Source organism: Streptomyces sp. NPDC035033, assembly GCF_040636735.1.
GTDB lineage: Bacteria > Actinomycetota > Actinomycetes > Streptomycetales > Streptomycetaceae > Streptomyces.
Genome location: NZ_JBEZUZ010000021.1, coordinates 47,534 through 73,289, shown reverse-complemented (window position 1 = coordinate 73,289; position 25,756 = coordinate 47,534). Strand labels below are relative to the sequence as shown.

Sequence of the window (25,756 nt, the reverse complement as noted above, 5' to 3'; positions counted from 1 at the left end):
CCCGGACCGCCCCCGGCCCCCTCACCAAGGAAACCCGCGTGAACGCCACCCCCACCTCCCAGGTGCCCGAGACCGAGCCCCACCCCACCGCCGAGGAACCCACGGTCCCGCGCCAGCACACCGGCCCCGCCCCCCTCCGGACGCCCCGCCCCGGAACCGGCCCGGCCGCCACCCCCCACCGCTCCGGCACCCCCGCCACCGACCCCCTCGACGACCCCGACCCCCAGCGGGCCGCCGACACCGCCACCGTCGAGAACCTCCTCCGCTGCTGGGTCCGGGAGAAGAACCTCCCCGCCCCCGACACCACCACCCTCCGCATCCCCCTCGACGCCAGCGGCACCGCCCTCCTCGTCCCCGTCCGCTACTGGTCGCCCACCGGCTGGCACCGCTTCGGCGCCCCCGCCCTGGAAGGCCTCCCCTCCACCGCCCCGGCCGTCGACGCCGTCACCCTCGCCGCCCTCCTCAGCCGCGAGACCGGCCGCCCCGAGGCCACCGAACTCGTCGGCCGCGTCGCCGACTCCGCCCGGCGCACCGCCGACTTCCTCGCCGCACGCCGCCACGACCCCCACCCCCGTCCCGACGCCGACCTCTTCCTCGCCGCCGAACAGTCCCTCCTCCTCGGCCACCCGCTCCACCCCACCCCCAAGAGCCGCGAAGGACTCTCCGACGCCGAGTCCCGCCTCTACTCGCCCGAACTCCACGGCTCCTTCCCCCTCCACTGGTTCGCCGTCGACCGCTCCCTCCTCGTCTCCGACTCCGCCTGGACCGAGCAGGGCCGGCCCGTCACCGCCGAACAGCTCGCCACCGGCCTCGCCGAAGGACTCGCCCACCCCACCGGCACCGCCCCCCTGCCCCTCCACCCCTGGCAGGCCCGCGAACTCCTCCACCGCCCCGACATCCGCGCCCTCCTCGACCAGGGCCTCCTCCACGACCTGGGCCCCCACGGGAGCCACTGGCACCCCACCTCCTCCGTCCGCACCGTCCACCGCCCCGGCGCCCGCGCCATGCTGAAGCTCTCGCTCGGCCTGCGCATCACCAACTCCCGCCGCGAGAACCTCCGCAAGGAACTCCACCGCGGCGTCGAGGTCCACCGGCTCCTGCGCACCGGTCTCGTCGACGAGTGGCAGGCCGTCCACCCCGGCTTCGACATCGTCCGGGACCCCGCCTGGCTCGCCGTCGACACCCCCGACGGCACCCCCGTGCCCGGACTCGACCTGATGATCCGGCACAACCCCTTCGGCCCCGGCGACGACGCCGTCTGCCTCGCGGCCCTCACCGCCCCCCGCCCCCGGCCGGGAACCACCGGCATGAGCTCCCGCCTCACCGAGCTCATCGCCCGGCTCGCCGCCCGCACCGGCCGCCCCGTCGCCGCCGTCTCCGCCGAGTGGTTCCTGCGCTACCTCGACCAGGTCGTCCGCCCCGTCCTCTGGCTCGACGGCCACGCCGGCATCGCCCTGGAAGCCCACCAGCAGAACACCCTGGTCCTCCTCGACGCGGACGGCTGGCCCACCGGCGGCCGCTACCGCGACAACCAGGGCTACTACTTCCGCGAGTCCCACCGCGCCGAGCTGGAGAGCCGGCTCCCCGGCATCGGAGCCCACAGCGACACCTTCGTCTCCGACCAGGTCACCGACGAGCGCTTCGCCTACTACCTCGGCATCAACAACGTCCTCGGTCTGATCGGCGCCTTCGGCGCCCAGCACCTCGCCGACGAGCGGATCCTGCTCGCCGCCTTCCGCTCCTTCCTCACCTCCGCCACCGGCCTCGGCTCACCCCTCCCGCACCGCCTCCTCGAAGCGGCCACCCTCCGCAGCAAGGCCAACCTCCTCACCCGCCTCCACGGCCTCGACGAACTGGTCGGGCCCGTCGACACCCAGTCCGTCTACGTCACCATCACCAACCCCCTCCGCGCCTGACCCCCGGACGTCCCGCACCCGCCGGCGCCTCCCGGGCCCACCCACCGCCGGGACGCCCACGACCCACGGAAGACCCGCCCCATGTCCATACCTCCCGACCACAGACCCGCCACCGGCACCGGTGGCGCCGGTCTCTCCTCGGACGACCCGGCGGGCGACGACACCCTCGACCTGCGCGTTGACGACCTCGTCGCCCTCCTCACCGCCGGAACCGCAGGACAGCCGTCGTCCCCCGCCGTCGCCGACCACGACGAGCCCCTGGACGGACGTCTCGACGGCGACCTGCTCGACTCCGTCGCCTCCTGGGCACCGGCGGACACCCGCTTCGGCGGCTTCCGCCTCGCCCCCGTCCGCCTGGAACGCGACCTGTCCCTGCTCACCCGGTGGATGAACGACCCCGCCGTAGCCGCCTTCTGGGAACTCGCCGGGCCCGACACCGTCACCGCCGACCACGTCCGCGCCCAACTCGAAGGCGACGGCCGCAGCGTCCCCTGCCTCGGTCTGCTCGACTCCACCCCGATGAGCTACTTCGAGATCTACCGCGCCGACCTCGACCCGCTCGCCCGCGCCTACCCGGCCCGTCCGCACGACACGGGTATCCATCTCCTCCTCGGAGGCGTCGCCGACCGCGGACGGGGAGTCGGCACCGCACTCCTGCGGGCCGTCGCCGATCTCGTCCTCGACCACCGTCCCCGCTGCACCCGCGTCGTCGCCGAACCCGACATCCGCAACACCCCCTCCGTCTCGGCCTTCCTCAGCGCCGGCTTCCGCTACGCGGCGGAAGTCGACCTTCCCGACAAAAGAGCCGCGCTCATGATCCGTGACCGGTCCCTCCGTCACGTTCTGTGAACACCCTCTGCCTTTGATACACCGCTCGACCCACAGCGGTTCCCACTTCGAGGAGTCCTTGTGACGACGTCCCCAGCACCCCACGACTCCGCACGACCCGCGGCGACCGCCGCCCCCGCGCCCGAACTGCTCGCGCCCCCCGAGCTCAACCCCACCGCCTGGACCCGCGCCTCGGCCCGCACCCTCGCCAAGGCCCTCGGCGAGTTCGCCTACGAGGAGATCCTCGCTCCCGTCCCCGTCCCCGTCCCCCTCCCGAACGACGGTGACGGTGACGACGGCGACGCCGCCCCCGGCCGGTACGCCCTCGCCCTCGACGACGCGACCACCCTCGCCTTCACCGCCCGTCGCGGCGCCTACGGCGGTTGGCGTGTCGACCCCGACACGATCACCCACGAGGGCCGGCCGCTGACCGACCCCCTCGATCTCCTCGTCCGCGCCCGCCGCCTCCTCGGACTCGACGGCGCCACCCTCGGCCACCTCATCCGCGAGCTCTCCACCACCCTCGCCGCCGAGGCCCGCCTCGACCACACGGCCCTCACCGCCGACCGCCTCGCCGACCTCTCCTACGCCGAGCTCGAAGGCCACCAGACCGGCCACCCCTGGCTCGTCCTCAACAAGGGCCGCATCGGCTTCTCCGCCACCGACGCCGCCCGGTGGGCCCCCGAGGCCCGCCGCGCCACCCGGCTCCCGTGGATCGCGGTCAGCAACCGCATCGCGGCCTACCGCGGCGTCGCCGGCCTGGAGACCCCCGACCGCCTCTACGCCCGCGAACTCGACCCGTCCGTCCGGGACGCCTTCCGCGCCCGCCTCACCGCCCGCGGCCTCGACCCCGACGGCTACCTGCTGCTGCCCGTCCACCCCTGGCAGTGGGACGAGATCCTGCTCCCGCTCTACGCCCCCGCCGTCGCCGCCGGCACCATCGTCCCGCTCCCCGCCGACGACGACCTCCGCCTGCCGCAGCAGTCCATCCGCACCTTCCTCAACACCAGCCGACCCGACCGGCACACCGTCAAACTGCCCCTCTCCGTGCTCAACACCCTCGTCTGGCGCGGCCTCCCCACCGAACGCACCCTCGCCGCCCCCGCCGTCACCGCCTGGGTCCACGGCCTGCGCGACGCCGACCCCTTCCTCCGCGACGAATGCGGCGTGATCCTCCTCGGCGAAGTCGCCTCCGTCACCGTCGAGCACCCCCTCTACGACCGGCTGCCCGAAGTCCCGTACCAGTACAAGGAACTGCTCGGCGCGATCTGGCGCGAACCGCTCCGGCTGCCGCCCGGCGAACGCGCCCGCACCCTCGCCTCGCTGCTCCACACCGACCCCGGGGGCCGCGCCTTCGTCGCCGAACTCGTCGAGCGCTCCGGCCTGGCCCCCGCCGTCTGGCTCCGGCGGCTCTTCGCCGCGCTGCTGCCGCCGCTGCTCCACTTCCTCTACCGCTACGGCACCGTCTTCTCCCCGCACGGCGAGAACGCGATCGTCGTCTACGACGACCAGGACGTCCCCGTCCGACTGGCGATCAAGGACTTCGTCGACGACGTCAACATCAGCGCCCACCCCCTCCCCGAGCACGACGCGATGCCCGACGACGTCCGCGCCGTCCTCCTCACCGAGGAGCCCGGCTTCCTCACCCAATTCATCCATTCGGGGCTCTTCGTCGGTGTCTTCCGCTACCTCGCCCCGCTCTGCGAGGAACAACTCCAGGTCCCCGAGGAGGACTTCTGGGCCCTCGTCCGCGCGGAGATCCTCCGCCACCAGGAGCGCTTCCCCGAGCTGAAGGACCGGTTCGAGCTCTTCGACCTGCTCACCCCCCGGATCGAGCGGCTCTGCCTCAACCGCAACCGACTGCACATGGACGGCTACCGGGACCGCTCCGACCGCCCGCACGCGGCCGTCCACGGCACCGTCCCCAACCCCCTCGCGTGATCCCGAGGGGTGCTCCGGCTGTCGGTGCCGCCCCGTAGGGTGGGAACGCTATGACGAAGCCATCCCTCCCCGACCTCCTCCACGCCGCCGTCGCAGCCGTCGGCGGCACGGAGCGCCCCGGCCAGGTCACCATGGCCGAGGCCGTGGCCGAGGCCATCGACGACAACTCCCACCTGCTCGTCCAGGCGGGCACCGGCACCGGAAAGTCGCTCGGCTACCTGGTGCCGGCGCTCGCCCACGGGGAGAGGGTGGTGGTGGCCACGGCCACGCTGGCGCTCCAGCGCCAGCTCGTCGAGCGCGACCTGCCGCGGACGGTCGACGCGCTCCATCCGCAGCTGCGCCGCCGCCCCCAGTTCGCCATGCTCAAGGGCCGGTCGAACTACCTGTGCCTGCACCGCCTCCACGAGGGCGTCCCGCAGGACGAGGAGGAGGGCCTCTTCGACCCCTTCGAGGCGGCCGCGCCCACCAGCAAGCTCGGCCAGGACCTGCTCCGGCTACGCGACTGGGCGGACGAGACGGAGACCGGGGACCGGGACGACCTGACGCCCGGCGTCTCCGACCGGGCCTGGGGCCAGGTCTCGGTCTCCTCCCGCGAGTGCCTCGGCGCGAGCAAGTGCGCGTACGGCGCGGAGTGCTTCGCCGAGGCCGCCCGCGAGCGCGCCAAGCTCGCCGACGTCGTCGTCACCAACCACGCCCTCCTCGCCATCGACGCGATCGAGGGCGCCCCCGTGCTGCCGCAGCACGAGGTCCTGATCGTCGACGAGGCCCACGAGCTGGTCTCCCGGGTCACCGGCGTCGCGACCGGCGAACTCACCCCGGGCCAGGTGAACCGGGCGGTGCGCCGAGCCGCCAAGCTGGTCGACGAGAAGGTCGCCGACCAGCTCCAGACCGCCGCGGAGGGCTTCGAGCGGGTCATGGAGCTGGCCCTCCCGGGCCGCCTGGAGGAGATCCCCGAGGACCTGGCGTACGCGCTGATGACGCTGCGCGACGCGGCCCGCGCCGTGATCACCGCGCTGGGGAACACCCGGGACCGCTCGGTGCAGGACGAGGACGCGGTCCGCAAGCAGGCGATGGCCTCGGTCGAGACCGTGCACGGCGTCGCGGAGCGGATCACCCAGGGCTCCGAGTACGACGTCGTCTGGTACGAGCGGCACGACCGCTTCGGGGCCTCGCTGCGGGTCGCCCCGCTCTCGGTCTCCGGGCTGCTGCGGGAGAAGCTCTTCACCGAGCGCTCCGTCGTCCTCGCCTCGGCCACGCTCAAGCTCGGCGGCGACTTCAACGGGGTGGGCGCCTCGCTGGGCCTCGCTCCCGAGGGCGTCACGGGCGACGACCTGCCCGTGTGGAAGGGCATCGACGTCGGCTCCCCGTTCGACTACCCGAAGCAGGGCATCCTGTACGTCGCCAAGCACCTGGCCAAGCCGGCCAGGGACGGCGAGCGGGGCGACATGCTCGACGAGCTGACCGAGCTGATCCAGGCGGCGGGCGGACGGACCCTCGGGCTCTTCTCCTCGATGCGGGCGGCGCAGCTGGCGGCGGAGGAGCTGCGGAGCCGCATCCCCGAGTTCCCCATCCTGCTCCAGGGCGAGGACACCCTGGGGGAGCTGATCAAGAACTTCTCGGCGGATCCGCGGACCTGCCTCTTCGGCACCCTGTCGCTCTGGCAGGGCGTGGACGTGCCGGGCGCCAGCTGCCAGCTGGTCGTCATGGACAAGATCCCCTTCCCGCGCCCCGACGACCCGCTGATGAGCGCGCGCCAGAAGGCCGTCGAGGAGGCCGGGGGGAACGGCTTCATGGCGGTGGCGGCGACGCACGCGGCACTGCTGATGGCCCAGGGCGCGGGCCGGCTGGTCCGGGCGACGGGTGACCGGGGCGTGGTGGCCGTACTGGACCAGCGGCTCGCCACCGCGCGGTACGGCAGCTATCTGAAGGCCTCGATGCCCGACTTCTGGTACACGACCGACCGCAATCAGGTACGGAGGTCGCTCGCGGCGATCGACGCCGCCGCGAAGGCGGACGGCGCCTGAGCCCGACGCCGGAAGCACGTCGGCCCCGGCGGAGAGCCGGGGCCGACGTGAGCCAGAAGAAACGGGACGTACAGCGGGCCCCGGGACCGGCGCAGTGGGTCCCGGGGCCCGGTCAGAGCCGGCGAGGTGGGGTCACACCCGCCGCAGCACGGCGACCACCTTGCCGAGGATCGTGGCCTCGTCGCCGGGGATGGGCTGGTACGCGGCGTTGTGCGGCAGCAGCCAGACGTGGCCGTCCTCGCGCTTGAAGCGCTTCACCGTCGCCTCGCCGTCGAGCATGGCGGCGACGATGTCGCCGTTCTCCGCGACGGGCTGACGACGGACCGTGACCCAGTCGCCGTCGCAGATGGCGGCCTCGATCATGGAGTCGCCGACGACCTTGAGGACGAAGAGCTCGCCGTCGCCCACCAGTTGCCGGGGGAGGGGGAAGACGTCCTCGACGGACTCCTCGGCCAGGATGGGGCCGCCGGCCGCGATCCGGCCGACCAGGGGCACGTACGAGGCGGCGGGCTTGCCGGTGGTGTCGGTCGGCTGGGTGCTGGGCTGGTCCGAGCCGCGGACCTCGTACGCCCGGGGGCGGTGCGGGTCGCGCCGGAGGAAGCCCTTGCGCTCCAGGGCCATCAGCTGGTGGGCCACCGACGACGTGCTGGAGAGGCCCACCGCCTGGCCGATCTCGCGCATCGACGGCGGGTAGCCGCGCCGCTGGACGGAGTCACGGATGACTTCGATGACCCGGCGCTGGCGGTCGGTGAGGCCGGAGCTGTCGGCCCTGATGCCTGGAGGCCTTCCGGGGAGGGCTCGGGCGGGTCGCCCGGCCTCCTCGCCGTTCATGGCGGTGTCGTTCATGGCGTGCACCGGCTCGAGTCGGCCCTGGGAGCGGTCCTGGGCGGTGATGGTGGCGCTGTCTGCGGTGGTGGTCACGTCGTCGGCCCCTCTCGAATGGTCTCCCTGGCTGGCACAACGGTAGTAGCTTTCGAAAGGTTGCGCCAAACACACGTTCGAGTGAAAATCCGCAGATTGCCTTACGCGCGTATGTGCGGGGGTGTATGGGGGGTGCCCTCTCGGCGGGTCGATCCCGCCCTTGGGGTAGCCTTCGCGGCTGGGTCTCCGGACCCGGCGCGCTCTCTCAGTCTCGCATCCGCGGAGCACGGACGCGCCTTCGGCGACTCCGCGACACGCGGGGGTGTCGCACCCTCCTCAACCCTAGATCTAGTGGTTGGATGTCACCGGCCGCCCAGGGATAGTGGTCCCCGGTCGGTCAGGGCGCGTTCGATCGCCTATGCTGGTGGTCGCTTCGCGGGCCTTGACGGGCCCGGCGAGGCTGTTCAGTCGTGCCGTGAGGAGAGGGTCGTAACCGATGCACTGCCCCTTCTGCAGGCACCCCGACAGCCGGGTCGTCGACAGCCGCACCACCGACGACGGCACGTCGATCCGACGTCGCCGCCAGTGCACCGACTGCGCCCGCCGTTTCACCACGGTGGAGACCTGTTCGCTGATGGTGGTCAAGCGCTCCGGCGTCACCGAGCCCTTCAGTCGCACCAAGGTCATCTCCGGCGTCCGCAAGGCGTGCCAGGGGCGACCGGTCACCGAGGACGCCCTGGCCAAGCTCGGCCAGCGGGTCGAGGAGGCGGTGCGCGCCACCGGCAGTGCCGAGCTGACCACGCACGACGTCGGCCTGGCCATCCTCGGACCGCTGCAGGAGCTCGACCTCGTCGCGTACCTGCGCTTCGCGTCCGTGTACAAGGCTTTCGAGGGACTCGAGGACTTCGAGGCCGCCATCGCGGAACTCCGCGTGCGGCCTCCCGCTGAGAACGACGGGACCGGTGCCCCCGAGGTGCCCGTTCCCGCCGGCGCCGCCGACTGACGGCGGTCCGGGCCCTCGGAGGCCCGGCGGACCGGCCGCCGCGCGGCCGTGGACAGACCTGCCCCGGGCGACCCGTGCGGTGCCCGTGGGTCAAGCAGTACAGAACGTAGTACAGACGACGGTGCTCTGGGATTATCTGGGCGCCAAAGGGTGTTTTGCCCGTATATGGGAGGCGGCATGACAGAGACGGCGAGCGGCCCGGCACGTGGTTCCCGCGCCAAGGGAGCCAAGGCGGCGAGCAAGGGCCTGCGGATCGAGCGCATCCACACCACCCCCGGCGTGCATCCGTACGACGAGGTGAACTGGGAGCGCCGTGACGTCGTCATGACCAACTGGCGCGACGGCTCGATCAACTTCGAGCAGCGTGGCGTCGAGTTCCCCGACTTCTGGTCGGTGAACGCGGTCAACATCGTGACCAGCAAGTACTTCCGCGGGGCCGTCGGCACCCCGCAGCGCGAGACCGGTCTCAAGCAGCTCATCGACCGCATCGTGAAGACCTACACGAAGGCCGGTGAGGAGTACGGCTACTTCGCCTCGCCCGCCGACGCGGAGATCTTCGAGCACGAGCTCACCTACGCCCTCCTCCACCAGATCTTCAGCTTCAACTCGCCGGTCTGGTTCAACGTCGGCACGCCGCAGCCCCAGCAGGTCTCGGCCTGCTTCATCCTCTCCGTCGACGACTCCATGGAGTCGATCCTCGACTGGTACAAGGAAGAGGGCATGATCTTCAAGGGCGGCTCCGGCGCCGGCCTGAACCTCTCCCGCATCCGCTCCTCCAAGGAGCTGCTCTCCTCCGGTGGCAACGCCTCCGGTCCGGTCTCCTTCATGCGTGGTGCCGACGCCTCCGCGGGAACCATCAAGTCCGGTGGTGCCACCCGCCGCGCCGCCAAGATGGTCATCCTCGACGTCGACCACCCGGACATCGAGGACTTCATCGAGACCAAGGTCAAGGAGGAGGAGAAGATCCGCGCGCTGCGCGACGCGGGCTTCGACATGGACCTGGGCGGCGACGACATCACGTCCGTCCAGTACCAGAACGCCAACAACTCCGTCCGCGTGAACGACGAGTTCATGAAGGCCGTGGAGTCCGGCGGCAAGTTCGGCCTGCGCGCCCGCATGACCGGCGAGGTCATCGAGGAGGTCGACGCCAAGGCGCTCTTCCGCAAGATGGCCGAGGCCGCGTGGGCCTGTGCCGACCCGGGCATCCAGTACGACGACACGATCAACCACTGGCACACCTGCCCCGAGTCCGGCCGCATCAACGGCTCGAACCCGTGCAGCGAGTACATGCACCTGGACAACACGTCCTGCAACCTCGCCTCGCTGAACCTCATGAAGTTCCTCAAGGACGACGGCAAGGGCAACCAGTCCTTCGACGTCGAGCGCTTCGCCAAGGTCGTCGAGCTCGTCATCACCGCGATGGACATCTCCATCTGCTTCGCCGACTTCCCCACCCAGAAGATCGGCGAGAACACCCGCGCCTTCCGCCAGCTCGGCATCGGCTACGCCAACCTCGGCGCCCTGCTGATGGCGACCGGCCACGCGTACGACTCCGACGGCGGTCGCGCCCTCGCCGGTGCCATCACCTCCCTGATGACCGGCACCTCGTACAAGCGCTCCGCCGAGCTCGCCGCGGTCGTCGGCCCGTACGACGGCTACGCCCGCAACGCCGAGCCGCACCAGCGCGTCATGAAGCAGCACGCCGACGCCAACGACAAGGCCGTCCGCATGGACGACCTGGACACCCCGATCTGGGCCGCCGCCACGGAGGCCTGGCAGGACGTCGTCCGTCTCGGCGCCAAGAACGGCTTCCGCAACTCCCAGGCGTCCGTCATCGCCCCGACCGGCACCATCGGTCTCGCGATGTCCTGCGACACCACCGGCCTCGAGCCCGACCTCGCCCTGGTCAAGTTCAAGAAGCTGGTCGGCGGCGGCTCGATGCAGATCGTCAACGGCACCGTCCCGCAGGCCCTGCGCCGCCTGGGCTACCAGGAGGAGCAGATCGAGGCGATCGTCGCCCACATCGCCGAGCACGGCAACGTGATCGACGCCCCCGGTCTGAAGACCGAGCACTACGAGGTCTTCGACTGCGCGATGGGCGAGCGTTCCATCTCCGCGATGGGCCACGTCCGCATGATGGCCGCCATCCAGCCCTGGATCTCGGGCGCCCTGTCCAAGACGGTCAACATGCCGGAGACGGCGACCGTCGAGGAGGTCGAGGAGATCTACTTCGAGGCGTGGAAGCTGGGCGTCAAGGCGCTCGCGATCTACCGCGACAACTGCAAGGTCGGCCAGCCGCTCTCCGCCAAGAAGAAGGAGGACGAGAAGGCCGAGGTGACCGCGAAGACCGAGGCGACGATCCGCGAGGCCGTCGAGAAGGTCGTCGAGTACCGTCCGGTCCGCAAGCGCCTCCCGAAGGGCCGCCCGGGGATCACCACCTCCTTCACCGTCGGCGGCGCCGAGGGCTACATGACCGCCAACTCCTACCCGGACGACGGTCTCGGCGAGGTCTTCCTGAAGATGTCGAAGCAGGGCTCCACCCTCGCGGGCATGATGGACGCCTTCTCCATCGCCGTCTCCGTCGGTCTGCAGTACGGCGTCCCGCTGGAGACGTACGTCTCGAAGTTCACCAACATGCGCTTCGAGCCGGCCGGCATGACGGACGACCCGGACGTGCGGATGGCGCAGTCGATCGTCGACTACATCTTCCGTCGCCTGGCGCTGGACTTCCTGCCCTTCGAGACCCGCTCCGCCCTCGGCATCCACTCCGCCGAGGAGCGTCAGCGCCACCTGGAGACCGGCTCCTACGAGCAGTCCGTCGACGATGTCGAGGTCGACGTCGAGGGCCTGGCCCAGTCCGCCCCGGTCGCCACGGAGCTGAAGGCCGTCGCCGCTCCGGTCCCCGTGGCCAAGGCCGAGGTCCCGGCCCCGAAGCAGGCGCACACCTCGGCGGAGCTCGTCGAGATGCAGCTCGGCATCAGCGCCGACGCCCCGCTCTGCTTCTCCTGCGGCACGAAGATGCAGCGCGCCGGCTCCTGCTACATCTGCGAGGGCTGCGGCTCGACCAGCGGCTGCAGCTGAGCTGAGGCGATGACCCGTCGGGAATGATCCCGGCGGGCGGGCGGTGGGACCGGAAGCCGGTTCCACCGCCCTTCGTCGTGTCCGGCGCCCGCGCTCGTCGTGTCCGGCGCCCGCTCGTCGTCTCCGCCGCCGCGAGGGCTCGTCCGGTGCGGGTGCGACGGGGGAGGTCAGGCGCGCGCGGAACCCATGAGCGAGCCGAAGGTCTGCGGGTCGGCGTCGAACCCCCGGGACAGGGGCCGGAAGGTCCAGCCCGCCGAACCGTCCCGGGTGAACTCGACGACGGTCGCCGCAGTCGCGTCGGCGACCGCCGCGAAGTCGTCGTCGAGCAGCTCCGTGTAGCCCTCGCTGACGCGCACGGCGGTGTGGGCTATGGAGCCGAAGACGACCCGGCCGCCGCCCTGCTGGATCGCCACCCCGACCACCACGCGGACGTACCGGGGGGCCAGCCGGTCCAGTTCGAGCGTCATCGCCTCGTCGTAGCCGAAGCCCTGTCCGGTGCGGCTGTCGCGGAGAAGGGTGATCGTCCCGTCGGGGGAGCGGCTGCCGAAGTGGACCAGCTGCGCGGGGCTGCCGTAGGGGTCCTCGGCGGTGAAGACGGCGGCGACGAGATCCAGGTCGTGCGCGGGCGCGCCCGCGGGCGCCGGATCCCACTTGAGCGCCACCTCGACCTTGCCGACGCCCTTGTTGAGTCCGCTCACGGTGCCTCCTCTTTCCCCGTTTCCCCACCTGTACCGCAGCCTGAGTCCTCTTCATGGTGGCACGCGGGTACGACAGTTGGGTCGGCGGAGGGCGCCGAGCCCCGTTCCGGGGCGGGGACGTGCCGGAACTCGACCTCCGACTGGCGTGAAAGGGACGGGTGTCCGACGGCGTCCCGGGCCGCGCCGCCCAACTGTGGTGACGGTCTGCCGGGGTGCTCCTCGGACCCGTACGATGGCGCGGTGCTGGTCAAGTGGATTCGCTGCGCCGTCGTGGACCGTCGAGGCTTCGAGCGGGGGCAGCGGAAGTGGGCGGGGCTGCTCGGTGAGCCGGGTTTCCGGGGGCAGGGCGGTGGCTGGAGCCGGGCCCGTCCCGAGATCGCGCACATCTTCTCCTTCTGGGAGAGCCGGGCCTTCTACGACTCCTTCATGGCCCGCTCGCACGACCGGCTGGCCGCCGCGCAGTCCGGTACGTACAAGGACATGCAGGTCAAGCTCTTCGACCACCGCTTCGACGTGAAGACCGGTTTCGAGCCGAGGTTCGCCGACGCGGACGTGGCCCGGGTGGCGCACTGCCGGGTCCACGAGGAGCGCGTGGAGCACTTCGCCCTGATGCAGGAGAAGGTGTGGAACCCGGCGATGGCCGGGTCGCCGGGCATGCTGCGGGGGTTGTTCGGCGAGGCGCCCGGGCACGAGTTCCTGGTGCTCTCGCTGTGGAACTCAGCGGCGGAGCACGGCAAGTACCGCGAGGAGCGGGTGGAGCGCCTCGGCCTGCGGGCGCAGACCGAGGCGGACGTGGCCGCGCTGACGGGTGACGTCGTGCGGCTCGAATCCACCTGGACCGTCTGAGGGTTCAGCTCTCGGGAGCGGCGGGAGCGGGTCCGGTGGCCGGTGCTTCCGCGTTTCTGGTGAACACGCCCGCCTCCACGGCCGCCAGCGTCGCCCTCGCCGCCTGGTCGGCCAGTTCCTCGTCGACGGGCTCGCGCGTGACGAAGAGACGCAGGAAGAGCGGGGCGGAGACCGCCCGGACCACCGCGCCGGCGTCGGTACCGGCCGGCGCCTCGCCCCGGCCGACCGCCCGGATCACGACCTCCTCGCAGCGGCGGAACCGTTCCGCGTAGAAGGAGCGCAGGGCGTCGGCGGCGCGCGGCGACTGGAACGCCGCGCCGACGAAGGCGGTGGGCGCGGCGGCGCGGGCCGGATCCCCGAACCCCTCGACGACTTCCCGGGCGAGGGCGCGCAGGTCGCCGGTGAGGCTTCCGGTGTCCGGCGGCGTCCAGGCGTCTTCCCCGGCGAGGTCGAGGGCGTCGGCCACCATGCCTTCCACACCGCCCCAGCGGCGGTAGAGCGTCGTCTTGTGCACCCCCGAGTGCTCCGCCACGTACTCCACGGTCAAGGCGGGGTAGCCGTGTTCGGCCAGCCCCGTCAGGACGGCGTCGCGGACGGCGGCCCGGGTGCGGGCGGTGCGGCCGCCGGGGCGGCGGCTGCCCGGCGCGGGGGCCTCGGGCTCCTCGGTCGAGTCGTTCAATTGCCACTCCTGTTGCGTTAGTGGTTCCGAGTGTGCCACACTCGCACTAACGCAACAAGGGTTGTGTTTGCCGTCGCTCCGGGAGGTGCCGTGCCCGCGCAGATCTCGCTCCACGACGTGACCGTCTCCCGCGGGGAGCGGCTGCTCCTCGACCGCGTCTCGCTCTCCGTCCGCCCGGGGGAGCGGGTCGGGATCGTGGGGGAGAACGGGGCGGGCAAGTCCACCCTCCTCCGCCTGTTGGCCGGCGCGGTCGCACCGGACGAGGGCCGGGTCACCACCCTGACCGACGGCGGCCTGCGGTTCCTCGGCCAGACCCCCGACCTGCCGCCGGAGGACACGGTGGCGGACGCCGTCGACGCCGCCCTGGCCGAATTCCGCGCCATGGAGGGGCGACTGCGCACCCTCGAAGCGCGTCTGGAGGGCGGAGCGGCCGACGACCTCGCGGAGTACGGAGAAGTGCTCACCGCCTATGAACTGGGCGGGGGATACGAGGCCGACGCCCGTGTCGACAAAGCGCTCCACGCCCTCGGGCTCGCCCGCATCGCCCGGGACCGCCGGCTCGGCACCCTCTCCGGCGGCGAACAGGCCCGGCTCGGCATCGCCTGCGCCGTCGCCGCCGCGCCCGAGGTGCTCCTGCTCGACGAGCCCACCAACCACCTCGACGCGGCCGGGCTCGACTGGCTGGAGCAGTCCCTCCGGGCCCACCGGGGGACCGTCGTCGCCGTCTCCCACGACCGTGTCTTCCTGGAGCGCGTCACCACCGCCCTCGTCGAGGTCGACACCGACCGGCGGAGCCTCGTCCGTCACGGCGGGGGATACGCGGGCTTCCGCGCCGCCCACGAGGCCACGCGCCGGCGGCGACGGCAGGAGTACGAGGAATGGCGCGCCGAGACCGAGCGCCTGGAAGCGTACGCGGAGGGCACGGCCCACGCCGTGGCCGCAGGCCGGGTCATGAAGGACAACAACAAGATGGCCTACGACCGGGCCGCAGGCCGGGTCCAGGCGTCCGTCTCCGGACGCGTGCGCAACGCCCGGGAGAGACTGCGGCGGCTCAGCGGGCATCCGGTGCCCGAGCCGGCCCCGCCCCTCGCCTTCACCGCCCGTCCGCAGACCGGGGCGGCCCGCGGCGAACTGCTCGCCCTGGACCGCGTCCGGGTCGGGGACCGGCTCGCCGTCGACGCCCTCACCCTGGCGGCCGGTGAGTGGCTGCTCGTCCACGGGGACAACGGCGCGGGCAAGTCCACCCTGCTGCGCGTCATGGCCGGCGACCTCGCACCCGACGAGGGAGAAGTGCGACGCCGGGGGAGGGTCGGCTTCCTGTCCCAGGAGGTCGCCGTCCGGCGGCCCGCCGCGCCTCTGCTCGCCGCGTTCGGCCACGGGCTGGGGCTCGGGCTCGACGAGGACGGGCTCGCCGAACGGCTGCTGTCGTACGGGCTGTTCCGGCCCGCCGACCTCACCGTGCCCGTGGGCGCCCTCTCGGCAGGACAGCTGCGCAGGCTCGCGCTCGCCCGGCTGCTCGCCCGCCCCGCCGACCTGCTCCTCCTCGACGAACCTGCCAACCACCTCGCGCTCGGCCTGGTCGAGGAGCTGGAACGGGCCCTGGAGGAGTGGCCGGGCGCGCTCGTGGTGGTCTCGCACGACCGCGCGCTGCGCCACCGGTTCACCGGGCGAATACGCCGGATGGACTCCGGCCGCCTCCGCGACTGAGCCGAACGGGGCTCCTCCCTCTAGGGTCGGAGCATGGCACGACCGCGGCGCATCGTTCTCGTACGGCACGGAGAGTCCGAAGGCAATGTCGACGACACCGTGTACGAACGGGAGCCCGACCACGCACTCCGGCTCACCGAGACCGGCCGACGACAGGCGGAGAAGACGGGGGTGTGGCTCAGGGAACTCTTCGGCGACGAGGCGGTGAGCGTGTACGTCTCGCCCTACCGCCGCACCCACGAGACCCTGCAGGCCTTCCGGCTGCCGCCGGGGCGGGTCCGGGTCCGCGAGGAGCCGAGGCTGCGGGAGCAGGACTGGGGCAACTGGCAGGACCGGGAGGACGTACGCCTCCAGAAGGTCTACCGGGACGCGTACGGCCACTTCTTCTACCGCTTCGCGCAGGGCGAGTCCGGAGCCGACGTCTACGACCGGGTCGGGGCGTTCCTGGAGAGCCTCTACCGCAGCTTCGAGGCCCCCGACCACCCGCCGAACGTCCTGCTGGTCACCCACGGGCTGACCATGCGTCTCTTCTGCATGAGGTGGTTCCACTGGAGCGTGGCCGAATTCGAGTCGCTGTCCAATCCGGGCAACGCGGAGACGCGGGTCCTGCTGCTCGGGGAGGACGGACGCTACCGGCTGGACCGCCCGTTCGAGCGCTGGTGCACCCCGGAACCGTACGGCCCCACCGGATAGAGTGGCGCACCGATGACCGCTGACTCCTCATTCGACCGGCGCTTCGATCGCGCCCTCGCCAGTCTGCGCGGACTGGCCGTGGGGGACGCTCTGGGTTCCCAGTTCTTCGTCCCCGCCAACTACCCCCTGCTGAAGCGGCGCGAGCTGCCCCCCGGCTCCTGGCAGTGGACCGACGACACGGAGATGGCCTGCTCCGTCCTGGCCGTCCTCGCCCGGCACGACCGCATCGACCAGGACGCCCTGGCCATGTCCTTCGCCGAGCACCACGACTTCGACCGGGGCTACGGCCCCGCCGTCAACCGGATGCTCCGGCTGATCAGGGAGGGCGGCGACTGGCGCGAGCTGGCCGCCGCGCTCTTCAACGGCCAGGGCTCCTGGGGCAACGGCGCCGCGATGCGCATCGCCCCGCTCGGTGCCTGGTACGCGGACGACCCCGAGCAGGCGACGCACCAGGCCGAGATCTCCGCCTACACCACCCACCAGCACCGCGAGGCCGTCGTCGGCGCCATGGCCGTCGCCGCGGCGGCCGCCCTCGCGGCCGATCCGGCCGGTCCGCCCACGCCCGAGGCGCTGCTCGACGGGGTCGTCGCCCTGGTCCCGCGCAGCGCGGTCGGCGCCGGGCTGCGCCGGGCCCGCGACATGCTGGACTACGGCGACGCGGGGACCGTCGCGGCCGTGCTCGGCAGCGGCCGGCGGACCAGCGCCCACGACACGGTGCCGTTCGCCCTCTGGTCGGCGGCCCGCGGCCTGGGCGACTTCGCGACCACGTTCTGGACGACGGCCCAGGTCGGCGGGGACGTCGACACGACCTGCGCCATCGCCGGCGGCGTGGTGGCCTCCTCAGCCGCGGGCGCGCCGCCGTCCGAATGGCTGGACCGGACCGAGGACCTTCCCGCCTGGATGGAGCGGGGCACGGCCCGGAGCTGAACGCGACGGATGCCCGGCCCTCGCGGGGCCGGGCATCCGCGCCGTCCTCAGGCCACGGGGCCCGCGGCCTCGGCCTTTCCGCTGAGCGCCGCCAGGTCGCTCCTGCGGACCCGGATCACCAGGACCGCGGTGAGCAGCGCGACCGCCACCATGGCGACGGCCGCGGTGAACGCGGTCGAGATGCCCGAGGTCAGGACCTCGTGGCTCCAGGGGGCCGGGAGCTCCTCCGTCCGCAGGAACTCGGCCCGCTGCTCCGGCGTCGCCGTGGCGAGGAAGTCGGCCGCCTGCTTCTCGCCCTCGGTGCGGCTCGCCGTGCCGAAGACCGTCACCAGGATGGAGAGTCCCAGCGAGCCGCCCACCTGCTGCGTCGCGTTGAGCAGCCCGGACGCGGCTCCGGCCTCGTGCTGGGCGACCCCCGAGACGGCCGTCAGCGTCAGGGTGACGAAGTTGAGGCCCATGCCGAAGCCGAAGAGGACCATCGGTCCGAGGACCCCGTCGGCGTAGCCGCTGTCCGCCTCGATGAACGTCAGCCAGAACAGGCCGATGCCCGTGAGCGTGGAACCGGTCACCATGAACGGCTTCGGGCCCAGGGCGGGCAGGAACCGCTGCGCCAGCCCGGCGCCCGTCACGATGGCCACGGTGACCGGGAGGAACGCGAGGCCGGAGGCGATGGGGGAGTACCCCAGGACGTTCTGCACCCACAGGACGATGAAGAAGAACATGCCGAACATGGCCGCCGCGAGACTCAGCATGATCACGTACGTGCCGGAGCGGTTGCGGTCGGCGAACATCCGCAGCGGGGTGATCGGCTCCCTCGCACGCGACTCGACCAGCGCGAAGGCGGCGAGGAGCAGCACCGCGGCGACGAACGAGCCGATGGTCAGCGAGTCCTTCCAGCCCTCCTCCGAGGCGCGGATGAAGCCGTAGACCAGCGCCGCCATGCCCAGGGTCGAGGTCGCGGCCCCCGCGACGTCGAACCGCCCCGGATGGCGCTCCGACTCGTCGATGTACCGCGGGGCGAGGAAGACGATCAGCAGGCCGATGGGCACGTTGACGAAGAGCACCCAGCGCCAGTCCAGCCACTCCGTGAGCATGCCGCCGGCCAGCAGGCCGATCGCGCCGCCGCCGGCCGAGACGGCGGCGAACACGCCGAACGCCCGGTTGCGTTCCGGCCCTTCGGGGAACGTGGTGGTGATCAGGGCGAGCGCGGTCGGCGAGGCGATCGCGCCGCCCACGCCCTGCAGCGCCCGCGCGGCGAGCAGGTGCCAGGGCTCCTGGGCGAAGCCGCCGAGCAGCGAGGCGAAGGTGAAGAGCAGGATGCCGGCCATGAAGACCCGGCGGCGGCCGAGGATGTCGCCGGCCCGCCCGCCGAGGAGCAGCAGGCCGCCGAAGGTCAGGGTGTAGGCGCTGAGCACCCAGGACAGGTCGGTGGTGGAGAAGGAGAGCGCGTCCTGGATGTGCGGGAGCGCGATGTTCACGATCGTGGCGTCGAGGACGACCATCAACTGGCAGGCGGCGATGACCGTCAGGGCGATTCCTCGTCGGCCGCCGGAGCCGGCGAGGCCTTTCTCGGGCTGTGCGTCGACCGGAGTCGTTGTCACTATGGATCCCCCCACGGAAGAACAGTGAACGCGACCGTTCACTGTTCTTCACGGTAGTGAGTCCCCCTCAGGGAACGCAACCGTTCACTGAGTACTGCCGGTGGTTCGCCTCGGCCCAACGGAGAGACCCTGATGACGACTTCGCGCTCCATGGCCGCCGCCCGGCCGGACGGAGCGGCGCCGCGCAGACGCGGACCGGTGCTCGAACACGCCATCCTGGAGGCGGCGCTCGACCAGTTGAGCAGCGTCGGATGGAACGGCCTGACCATGGAGGGCGTCGCGCTCGGCGCGCAGACGGGCAAAGCCGCGGTGTACCGGCGCTGGCCGTCGAAGGAGGACCTCGTCGCCGACGCCCTCCAGGCCGGACTGCCCCGCTTCGCCGAGATCCCCGACCTCGGCGATGTCCGCGACGAGCTGTACGAGCTCTGCCTCCGCCTCCGCGACGTGATGGTCTCGCGCCCCGGCCTCGCCCTGCGCGCGGTCCTTCACGAGTGCGACGAGAGCTCCGCCGTGCGCTTCCGCGCACTGATCGAGACAGGCGTCGTCGCCCCCTCGAAACGGCTCTTCGCGCGTGTGCTCGAACGCGGGATGACGCGAGGAGAAGTGCGCCCCGACGCCCTCGACGACCTCGTCCTCGACGTCATCCCCGCGCTCATGATGTACCGCACGAAGGTGTGCGGCAGCGAATGGACCGACGGCGAGATGGCCGACGTCATCGACCGGATCATGGTGCCGCTGGTGCGCTCCGGGCCGGCCTGACCGGCCTCGCGGCGAGCGGGAGGGGCGCCTGACGGGAATCCGGGTACCGCACGCGGCACCCGGCGGCGTAACCTGTCAGGCGCCATGCCGTACGAACCCCCCACCCACACCGTCGAGCGGTCGCTCCGAGCCACCACCGGCGCCAAGATCGTCGCCGGGGTCGACGAGGTCGGACGCGGGGCATGGGCCGGGCCCGTCACCGTGTGCGCGGCCGTCACCGGCCTGCGCCGTCCCCCCGAGGGACTGACCGACTCCAAGCTGATCACCCCGAAGCGGCGCACCGTGCTCGCCGCCGAGCTGGAGCGCTGGGTCACCGCCTACGCCCTCGGCGAGGCGTCCCCGCAGGAGATCGACGAACTCGGCATGACCGCGGCGCTCCGCCTCGCGGCCGTCCGCGCCCTCGACGAGCTCCCGGTCCGTCCCGACGCGGTGATCCTCGACGGCAAGCACGACTACCTCGGCAGCCCCTGGCGGGTACGCACGGTGATCAAGGGCGACCAGTCCTGCATCGCCGTCGCCGCGGCCTCCGTGATCGCGAAGGTGCGGCGGGACGCCATGATGGCGGAGCTGGAGGCGGGCCCCGACTGCGCCGGCTACGGCTTCGCGGCCAACGCGGGCTACCCTTCGCCCGTCCACAAGGCCGCCCTCGAAGAGCTGGGGCCCACCCCGTACCACCGGCTCTCCTGGTCCTACCTGGACGCCATGCCCCGATGGCGCCATCTCAAGAAGGTCCGCCTCTCCGCCGAGGCGGCCGCTCTGGAGAGCGGGGGCCAGCTCGGCTTCGACTTCTGATCTTCCGGCCGCGGGACCTCACCGACGAGGCCCCGCCGGACCGGGGGCGCCCTTGTGCGCCCACCCGACGGTGCCGTCCGAAACGGCATTTGATAGACATCAACCCATGCCTCTCCCTCCCGAGGAGCCTCAGATTCACGAGAGCGCCCAGGGTCCTAGCGCCACCACGGCCGCCGGCCGTCCCGCGCCGACCCCACGTCCCGTACCCGGCCCGCGTTCCGCGGCCTCCCCGCGTCCCGGCCGTCCGGGCCCCGGCCCGGCCCGGCCCGCCCCGCCGGCCCAGCGACCCGTTCCGGGTCCGCCCGCACCCAAGGGCCGTCCGGAGAATCGTTCCGGCGACAGCCCGCAGCTCCAGCTCGTCCCGGCTCCGGTCGAGGGCGCCCTGGCCGCCGCCGAGGAAGCCCTCGACCTGCTCCTGGACAGCGGCAGGCCGCCCGGCGAGGTCCTGGTGCTCACCACCGGCGACCGTCACCCGTGGGCCGCGCACGAGCTGACCTTCGGCGAGGCCGCCTACTGGGCCCAGCAGGACACCGCCGAGGACGTGTTCTTCGCGGACGCCGCCTCGGTGGACCGGGTCACCGCCCGCCCCGTGGTGATCGTCGCGATGAACGGCGGCGCCGACGACGTGGCCGCCCGCGCCCTGCCGGTCGCCCTCTCCCGGGCGGGTTCCCTGCTCGTGGTCTGTGGTGACCCGCAGCGGGTCACCGCCCTCCTCGGCGCCGGAGTCTGACCGGTCGCGTCTCCGCCGGACCGGCCCCGGTCCGGCGGAGCGGCCGGACGGTTCAGCGCGCCGCGGCCCTGCGCAGGGGCTCGGCCGCCCCGCCCGCCGTCCTCGGCGCCAGGTGACCGAGCTCGGTGGACGGCGCGCCGAGTTCGAGCGGCTCGGAGTCCGAACTCGGCCGACGGCCTCCCCGGCCCTCGCCGAAGACCTGCCAGCCGGCCTTGGTCAGCGTGATGTACGCGCCGCAGCGCAGCCCGTGGAGCGTGCAGGCGTCACGGAGCCCCCACATCCAGGCCCCGTCCTCCTCCGTCCAGCGCTCGTCGCCGTCGCGGCAGTACACGAGCACCGCCGTCCGGACGGGAGCGCGGCGCCGGAGGTCGTGCGGGACCACGCGCCGCAGATGGGCGAGGAGCGCGTTCCGGAACTCCCAGCCGTCGGCGGGGCCGGGGCGGCGCACGAACGAGGCGCTCGCGGTGAGCCGTTCCTCGTGGTCGAGCACCGCCACGACCGCGGTCGCGGGCAGGGGGCGGTGGCGGGAGTGCAGCCCGCTCACGACCTCACGCGGACTGCGCAGCAAGGGAATTCCGGCCGCGGCCCAGTCGGTGGGCTCCAGCATCCGGGCGAGACGGCTGGCAGAGGCGGAGCTCGAGCCGAGCGAGGCGGTGGACGGAGCGAATCCGAGGGTCACGGTCCTCCCTTCGGATACGCGCCCGCGGGGCGGGCAAGGTCGGGTGAGGGCGCAGCACGGCACAGTCCTTCCGGACCGCTTCGAGCCGTGTGGGGCGGTTCCCCAATTCTTGCTTGGCCCGAGCGGGGGCGGCAACGAGCAATTGAGGCGGCTGACGGTAATCAACCGTTATGCCACTGATATCCCTGCCCAGTTACCCATTATTCACTCGCAGTTCCCCGGCCCTTCTCAACCCTGGACGGCGAGCGCCAGCGGAAAGACCCCTTCCGCCCCGGACCGCCGTAGCAGCCGCGCCGCCACCGCCAGGGTCCAGCCCGTGTCGGACAGGTCGTCCACGAGCAGTACCGGGCCCCCGGCCGCGGCCACCCGCTCCGAGAGGCCGGGCGGGATCTCCAGGGCCCGGTGCAGCCCGATCACGCGCTGGGCGCTGTTGGTCCGGGACAGGCGGACGTCCTCCGCCTCCGGCGCGTACTCCACCGATCCGAGGAGGGGCATCCGCCCGATCTCGGCGATCCGCGCGCCGAGCGACCCCACCAGGACCGGCCGCCGCCGCGAGGCCACGGTGACCACCCCGGCCGGCCGGGGCGGGGCGTCGGGAGCACCGGAGGCCCAACCGGCGGGCCCCTTCGCCCAGTCGGCGAGCACCTGGACCACCGCCTGCACCACGTCGTCCGGCACCGGCCCGTCCGGCGCGGTGTCGGCGAGCAGCGGCCGGAGCCGGTTGCCCCAGCCGATGTCCGACAGGCGTCCGAGGGCGCGACCGCCGAACGCCTGCTCACCGGCCGGGATCCGCCCCTTCAGATCCACACCGGCGGCGGCCAGCCCCGTCGGCCACATCCGGCGCGGTTCCAGCTCCACGCCCGGGCGCCCCAACTCGCCCCGGGCCGCGTCCAGCGCCGCGTCGGACACCTTCGGGTCGAACCGCGCCCCCGCGCAGTTGTCGCACCGGCCGCACGGCGCGGCCTTCTCGTCGTCCAGCCGGCGGCGCAGGAACTCCATCCGGCAGCCGGTCGTGGTGGCGTACTCGCGCATCGCCTGCTGCTCCTCGGACCGCTGCCGGGCCACCCAGGCGTACCGCTCGGTGTCGTACACCCACGGCTGCCCGGTGCTCTCCCAGCCGCCCTTCACCCGTCGCACGGCCCCGTCCACGTCGAGGACCTTGAGCATCGTCTCCAGCCGGGTGCGGCGCAGTTCGACCAGCGGTTCGAGGGCGGGCAGCGACATCGGGCGGCCCGCGGAGGCGAGCACGTCGAGGGTCCGGCGCACCTGCTCCTCCGGAGGGAAGGCGACGGAGGCGAAGTACCGCCAGATCGCCTCGTCCTCCTTGCCCGGCAGCAGCAGGACCTCCGCGTGCTCCACCCCGCGCCCGGCACGGCCGACCTGCTGGTAGTAGGCGATCGGCGAGGACGGCGAGCCGAGGTGCACGACGAAGCCGAGGTCCGGCTTGTCGAAGCCCATGCCGAGCGCCGAGGTCGCCACCAGCGCCTTCACCCGGTTGGCCAGCAGGTCGTCCTCGGCCTGCTGACGGTCCGCGTTCTCGGTGCGCCCGGTGTACGAGGCGACCGCGTGCCCGCACTGGCGGAGGTACGCGGTGACCTCCTCGGCGGCCGCGACGGTGAGCGTGTAGACGATTCCGGAGCCGGGCAGCTCGTCGAGGTGGTCGGCGAGCCAGGCCAGGCGGTGGGCCGCGTCGGGCAGCGTGACCACGCCGAGGCTGAGGGACTCGCGGTCCAGCGGGCCGCGCAGGACGAGCGCGTCGGTGCCCGCGCCGGTGCCGAGCTGTTCGGCGACGTCCGCCGTCACCCGGGCGTTCGCGGTCGCGGTGGTGGCGAGCACCGGCACGCCGGCCGGCAGCTCGGCGAGCATCGTGCGCAGCCGCCGGTAGTCGGGCCGGAAGTCGTGCCCCCAGTCCGAGATGCAGTGCGCCTCGTCCACCACCAGCAGCCCCGTGGCCGCCGCGAGCCGCGGCAGCACCTGGTCGCGGAAGTCCGGGTTGTTCAGCCGCTCGGGGGAGACGAGGAGGACGTCGACGTCGCCGCCGGCGATCTCCTGGTGGACGTTCTCCCACTCCTCCGTGTTCGACGAGTTGATCGTGCGGGCCCGGATGCCCGCCCGCGCCGCCGCCTCCACCTGGTTGCGCATGAGGGCGAGCAGCGGCGAGACGATGACCGTGGGCCCGCTGCCCCGCTCGCGCAGCAGGGAGGTGGCCACGAAGTACACGGCCGACTTGCCCCAGCCGGTCCGCTGCACGACCAGAGCCCGGCGGTGGTCGGCGACCAGCGCCTCGATGGCGCGCCACTGGTCCTCGCGCAGTCTCGCCGTACCGGTCGGGTCCCCGACGAGTCGGGCCAGTACGGCGTCGGCGGTGGCACGGAGCGCGGCGCGGTCTTCCGGGCGGTCTGCGTGGGTCATGCGTCCATGCAACCCGATGCCTCGGACATTCGGCGAACGGGGCCGGGATCTGTGGACAGTGCATATCGGTTCATCACACCGTATGAGCGGAGTTATCCACAGGGGTTGTCGGAAAACGGAGATCACGAGACCGTCCTCGCCATGAACGCGAATCACCCCGAAACCAGCGCATCCGCTCGCGGCCGGCAGGTCACCCTGCGCAGCGCCGCCGAACTCGCCGACGCCCTGCCGTTCGTGCTCGGCTTCCACCCCACCGACTCGGTCGTGCTCGTCGCCCTGCACGGTGAGAACGGACGCTTCGGCGGTCGGATCCGGCTCGGCATCCCCCGCTCGTCCGGCGAGTGGGACTCCACCGCGGACCACCTCGCTGAGGTCCTCGTCGACATGTGCGCCCAGCGCGGCACGCCGCCCGACGGCATCGTCGGATTCCTCTGCCAGGACCCGGGCCCGGGCGAGACCGCCCGCGAGGTCAACGAGCGGCTGCGCCCCTTCGCCCAGCGCCTGCGGACCGCCTGCGGAGCCCTCGACATCCCCGTCTACGAGGTGCTCTGCATCTCCGGCGGACGCCACTTCTCCTACTGCTGTCCCCACCCCGCCTGCTGCCCGCCCGAAGGCACCCCGCTCGCCCTCGGCGGCACCTCGGTGATGGCGGCGGCCGCCGCCTACGCGGGGATCGAGGTGCGGGGCTCGCTCCGGGAGATGGAGGCCCGCTTCAAGCCCACCGGCGCGCCCGGCGACGCACAGCAGCGCGCCGCCCTCGACGCGGCCGCCGCCGACATCGTCCCCCGCGTCGTCGACGGCGCGGAGGAAGAGGGCCGGGCGCGGCTGCGGGAGACGACCCTGGCCCTCGCGGCCCGGCTCCTGGCCGGGTTCGCCGAACCGCCGCGCCGGATCGGCGCGGACGGGGCCCGCCGCGGCCAGGCGGCGGTCGACGCGGACGACGACGCCCTCGTCGACTCCGGCGACGCGGCCGCGCTGATCCTGGGACTCCAGGACCGCCTCGTCCGCGACCGTCTCGCCGAGTGGATGGAAGGGCCCGAAGGCGTCGCGGCCGGCCGGCTCTGGCGCGTCCTCGCCCGGCGCTGCGTCACCCCCTACGAGGAGTACGCCGCCGCGCCGCTGACCCTCGCCGGCTGGGCCGCCTGGTCGACCGGCGACGAACCGACCGCCCGCGTCGCCCTGGGCCTCGCCATCGAGGCGGACCCCGAGTACGTCTTCGCGCGGCTGCTGCACCAGGCGTGCAACGAGGGCCTCGACCCCGAGACGCTCCGCTCCTGTCTGCGGCAGGAGCGGGAGGCCCGGACCGCCGCCGAGCGGGCGGCCGCCGCGGCCGCCCGGCGCACCCGGACCAGGACCCGGCCCCGAGGGGGACGCCCCGGCCGGCCGCGGCCGGCGCTCCCGAGGGCGGGGACCGGAACCGCCCGGCGGGGCCGGGGGACGCCGGGCGTGCGGCACGCCGGACGCGCCGCGGCCCGGCCGGGAAGCCCCGCCCCGCGCCACGGAGGCCGGCGCGGCACGCGGAGCGGCCGGTGACGACCGTGACCCCGCGCACCACCCGGCCGTTCACCTCTGTGGCGGA

The 25,756-nt window shown here is 72.9% G+C and carries 20 protein-coding genes; 14 read left to right on the top strand and 6 right to left on the bottom strand.

Annotated features, from left to right (window positions below; genetic code table 11):
* The first annotated feature begins 38 nt into the window (after positions 1-38).
* The 4 genes from AB0E83_RS11850 (at position 39) to AB0E83_RS11835 (ending at position 6,709) form a co-directional block, all read left to right on the top strand.
* A complete protein-coding gene (locus tag AB0E83_RS11850; RefSeq protein ID WP_362109205.1) occupies positions 39-1,916 on the top strand; it encodes an IucA/IucC family protein in 1,878 nt (625 codons plus the stop codon).
* 81 nt (positions 1,917-1,997) lie between these two features.
* On the top strand, positions 1,998-2,765 hold the full coding sequence (locus AB0E83_RS11845) for a GNAT family N-acetyltransferase (RefSeq protein ID WP_362109203.1): 768 nt from the start codon (positions 1,998-2,000) through the stop codon (positions 2,763-2,765).
* 126 nt (positions 2,766-2,891) lie between these two features.
* Complete coding sequence (locus AB0E83_RS11840; RefSeq protein WP_362109232.1) at positions 2,892-4,685, top strand: IucA/IucC family siderophore biosynthesis protein; 1,794 nt, start codon at positions 2,892-2,894, stop codon at positions 4,683-4,685.
* A 50-nt stretch (positions 4,686-4,735) separates the two neighbouring features.
* The gene (locus tag AB0E83_RS11835; RefSeq protein ID WP_362109201.1) at positions 4,736-6,709 is read left to right on the top strand and encodes an ATP-dependent DNA helicase; all 1,974 of its coding nucleotides are present in this window, start codon (positions 4,736-4,738) and stop codon (positions 6,707-6,709) included.
* A gap of 132 nt (positions 6,710-6,841) precedes the next feature.
* Here the strand turns inward: AB0E83_RS11835 and lexA are convergent, their stop codons facing one another.
* A complete protein-coding gene (lexA, locus tag AB0E83_RS11830; RefSeq protein WP_362109199.1) occupies positions 6,842-7,630 on the bottom strand; it encodes a transcriptional repressor LexA in 789 nt (262 codons plus the stop codon).
* Between the two features lie 436 nt (positions 7,631-8,066).
* Here lexA and nrdR point away from each other — a divergent pair, with 436 nt between their 5' ends.
* Positions 8,067-8,573: a transcriptional regulator NrdR gene (gene nrdR, locus AB0E83_RS11825; protein ID WP_362109197.1), complete on the top strand. Its 507-nt coding sequence runs from the start codon at positions 8,067-8,069 to the stop codon at positions 8,571-8,573.
* A 177-nt stretch (positions 8,574-8,750) separates the two neighbouring features.
* Positions 8,751-11,654 (top strand): vitamin B12-dependent ribonucleotide reductase, encoded by a 2,904-nt coding sequence (locus AB0E83_RS11820; protein ID WP_362109195.1) that lies wholly within the window; start codon positions 8,751-8,753, stop codon positions 11,652-11,654.
* Between the two features lie 167 nt (positions 11,655-11,821).
* Here AB0E83_RS11820 and AB0E83_RS11815 read toward each other — a convergent pair whose 3' ends face one another.
* Positions 11,822-12,352, bottom strand: a complete 531-nt coding sequence (locus tag AB0E83_RS11815; protein ID WP_362109193.1) for a TerD family protein — start codon at positions 12,350-12,352, stop codon at positions 11,822-11,824.
* 240 nt (positions 12,353-12,592) lie between these two features.
* Between AB0E83_RS11815 and AB0E83_RS11810 the strand changes: the two genes are divergently transcribed.
* Entirely contained in the window at positions 12,593-13,198 is a 606-nt protein-coding gene (locus AB0E83_RS11810; protein WP_362109191.1) for a YdbC family protein, read from the top strand.
* A 4-nt stretch (positions 13,199-13,202) separates the two neighbouring features.
* On the opposite strand, the gene AB0E83_RS11805 is transcribed toward AB0E83_RS11810, so the two are convergent.
* Positions 13,203-13,877, bottom strand: a complete 675-nt coding sequence (locus AB0E83_RS11805; RefSeq protein ID WP_362109189.1) for a TetR/AcrR family transcriptional regulator C-terminal ligand-binding domain-containing protein — start codon at positions 13,875-13,877, stop codon at positions 13,203-13,205.
* A gap of 90 nt (positions 13,878-13,967) precedes the next feature.
* Between AB0E83_RS11805 and AB0E83_RS11800 the strand changes: the two genes are divergently transcribed.
* Genes AB0E83_RS11800 through AB0E83_RS11790 form a run of 3 tightly spaced genes read left to right on the top strand, consistent with a single transcriptional unit; the run spans position 13,968 to position 17,204 of the window.
* Complete coding sequence (locus tag AB0E83_RS11800) at positions 13,968-15,584, top strand: ABC-F family ATP-binding cassette domain-containing protein (protein ID WP_362109187.1); 1,617 nt, start codon at positions 13,968-13,970, stop codon at positions 15,582-15,584.
* Positions 15,585-15,617: 33 nt separating this feature from the next.
* Positions 15,618-16,277 (top strand): histidine phosphatase family protein, encoded by a 660-nt coding sequence (locus AB0E83_RS11795; RefSeq protein ID WP_362109185.1) that lies wholly within the window; start codon positions 15,618-15,620, stop codon positions 16,275-16,277.
* 12 nt (positions 16,278-16,289) lie between these two features.
* A complete protein-coding gene (locus AB0E83_RS11790) occupies positions 16,290-17,204 on the top strand; it encodes an ADP-ribosylglycohydrolase family protein (RefSeq protein ID WP_362109183.1) in 915 nt (304 codons plus the stop codon).
* Between the two features lie 47 nt (positions 17,205-17,251).
* Here the strand turns inward: AB0E83_RS11790 and AB0E83_RS11785 are convergent, their stop codons facing one another.
* The gene (locus AB0E83_RS11785; protein ID WP_362109181.1) at positions 17,252-18,805 is read right to left on the bottom strand and encodes an MFS transporter; all 1,554 of its coding nucleotides are present in this window, start codon (positions 18,803-18,805) and stop codon (positions 17,252-17,254) included.
* A 132-nt stretch (positions 18,806-18,937) separates the two neighbouring features.
* Between AB0E83_RS11785 and AB0E83_RS11780 the strand changes: the two genes are divergently transcribed.
* From AB0E83_RS11780 to AB0E83_RS11770, 3 genes are all read left to right on the top strand, one after another.
* Entirely contained in the window at positions 18,938-19,564 is a 627-nt protein-coding gene (locus AB0E83_RS11780) for a TetR/AcrR family transcriptional regulator (RefSeq protein WP_362109179.1), read from the top strand.
* Between the two features lie 84 nt (positions 19,565-19,648).
* Positions 19,649-20,356 carry a ribonuclease HII gene (locus tag AB0E83_RS11775; RefSeq protein ID WP_362109177.1) on the top strand — a complete coding sequence of 236 codons (708 nt, stop codon included), beginning with the start codon at positions 19,649-19,651 and terminating at the stop codon, positions 20,354-20,356.
* 106 nt (positions 20,357-20,462) lie between these two features.
* A complete protein-coding gene (locus tag AB0E83_RS11770) occupies positions 20,463-21,086 on the top strand; it encodes a hypothetical protein (RefSeq protein WP_362109175.1) in 624 nt (207 codons plus the stop codon).
* Between the two features lie 52 nt (positions 21,087-21,138).
* On the opposite strand, the gene AB0E83_RS11765 is transcribed toward AB0E83_RS11770, so the two are convergent.
* Complete coding sequence (locus tag AB0E83_RS11765; protein WP_362109173.1) at positions 21,139-21,765, bottom strand: hypothetical protein; 627 nt, start codon at positions 21,763-21,765, stop codon at positions 21,139-21,141.
* Positions 21,766-21,993: 228 nt separating this feature from the next.
* Positions 21,994-24,177 carry a RecQ family ATP-dependent DNA helicase gene (locus AB0E83_RS11760; protein ID WP_362109171.1) on the bottom strand — a complete coding sequence of 728 codons (2,184 nt, stop codon included), beginning with the start codon at positions 24,175-24,177 and terminating at the stop codon, positions 21,994-21,996.
* 141 nt (positions 24,178-24,318) lie between these two features.
* Here AB0E83_RS11760 and AB0E83_RS11755 point away from each other — a divergent pair, with 141 nt between their 5' ends.
* Entirely contained in the window at positions 24,319-25,710 is a 1,392-nt protein-coding gene (locus tag AB0E83_RS11755) for a DUF4192 domain-containing protein (protein WP_362109169.1), read from the top strand.
* Positions 25,711-25,756 lie beyond the last annotated feature (46 nt).

Coding starts and splice junctions, on each gene's coding strand:
- AB0E83_RS11845 (WP_362109203.1), top strand. CDS start 1,998: ATGTCCATACCTCCCGACCACAGACCCGCCACCGGCACCGGTGGCGCC.
- AB0E83_RS11835 (WP_362109201.1), top strand. CDS start 4,736: ATGACGAAGCCATCCCTCCCCGACCTCCTCCACGCCGCCGTCGCAGCC.
- nrdR (WP_362109197.1), top strand. CDS start 8,067: ATGCACTGCCCCTTCTGCAGGCACCCCGACAGCCGGGTCGTCGACAGC.
- AB0E83_RS11820 (WP_362109195.1), top strand. CDS start 8,751: ATGACAGAGACGGCGAGCGGCCCGGCACGTGGTTCCCGCGCCAAGGGA.
- AB0E83_RS11795 (WP_362109185.1), top strand. CDS start 15,618: ATGGCACGACCGCGGCGCATCGTTCTCGTACGGCACGGAGAGTCCGAA.
- AB0E83_RS11790 (WP_362109183.1), top strand. CDS start 16,290: ATGACCGCTGACTCCTCATTCGACCGGCGCTTCGATCGCGCCCTCGCC.
- AB0E83_RS11780 (WP_362109179.1), top strand. CDS start 18,938: ATGACGACTTCGCGCTCCATGGCCGCCGCCCGGCCGGACGGAGCGGCG.
- AB0E83_RS11775 (WP_362109177.1), top strand. CDS start 19,649: ATGCCGTACGAACCCCCCACCCACACCGTCGAGCGGTCGCTCCGAGCC.
- AB0E83_RS11770 (WP_362109175.1), top strand. CDS start 20,463: ATGCCTCTCCCTCCCGAGGAGCCTCAGATTCACGAGAGCGCCCAGGGT.
- AB0E83_RS11760 (WP_362109171.1), bottom strand. CDS start 24,177: ATGACCCACGCAGACCGCCCGGAAGACCGCGCCGCGCTCCGTGCCACC.
- AB0E83_RS11755 (WP_362109169.1), top strand. CDS start 24,319: ATGAACGCGAATCACCCCGAAACCAGCGCATCCGCTCGCGGCCGGCAG.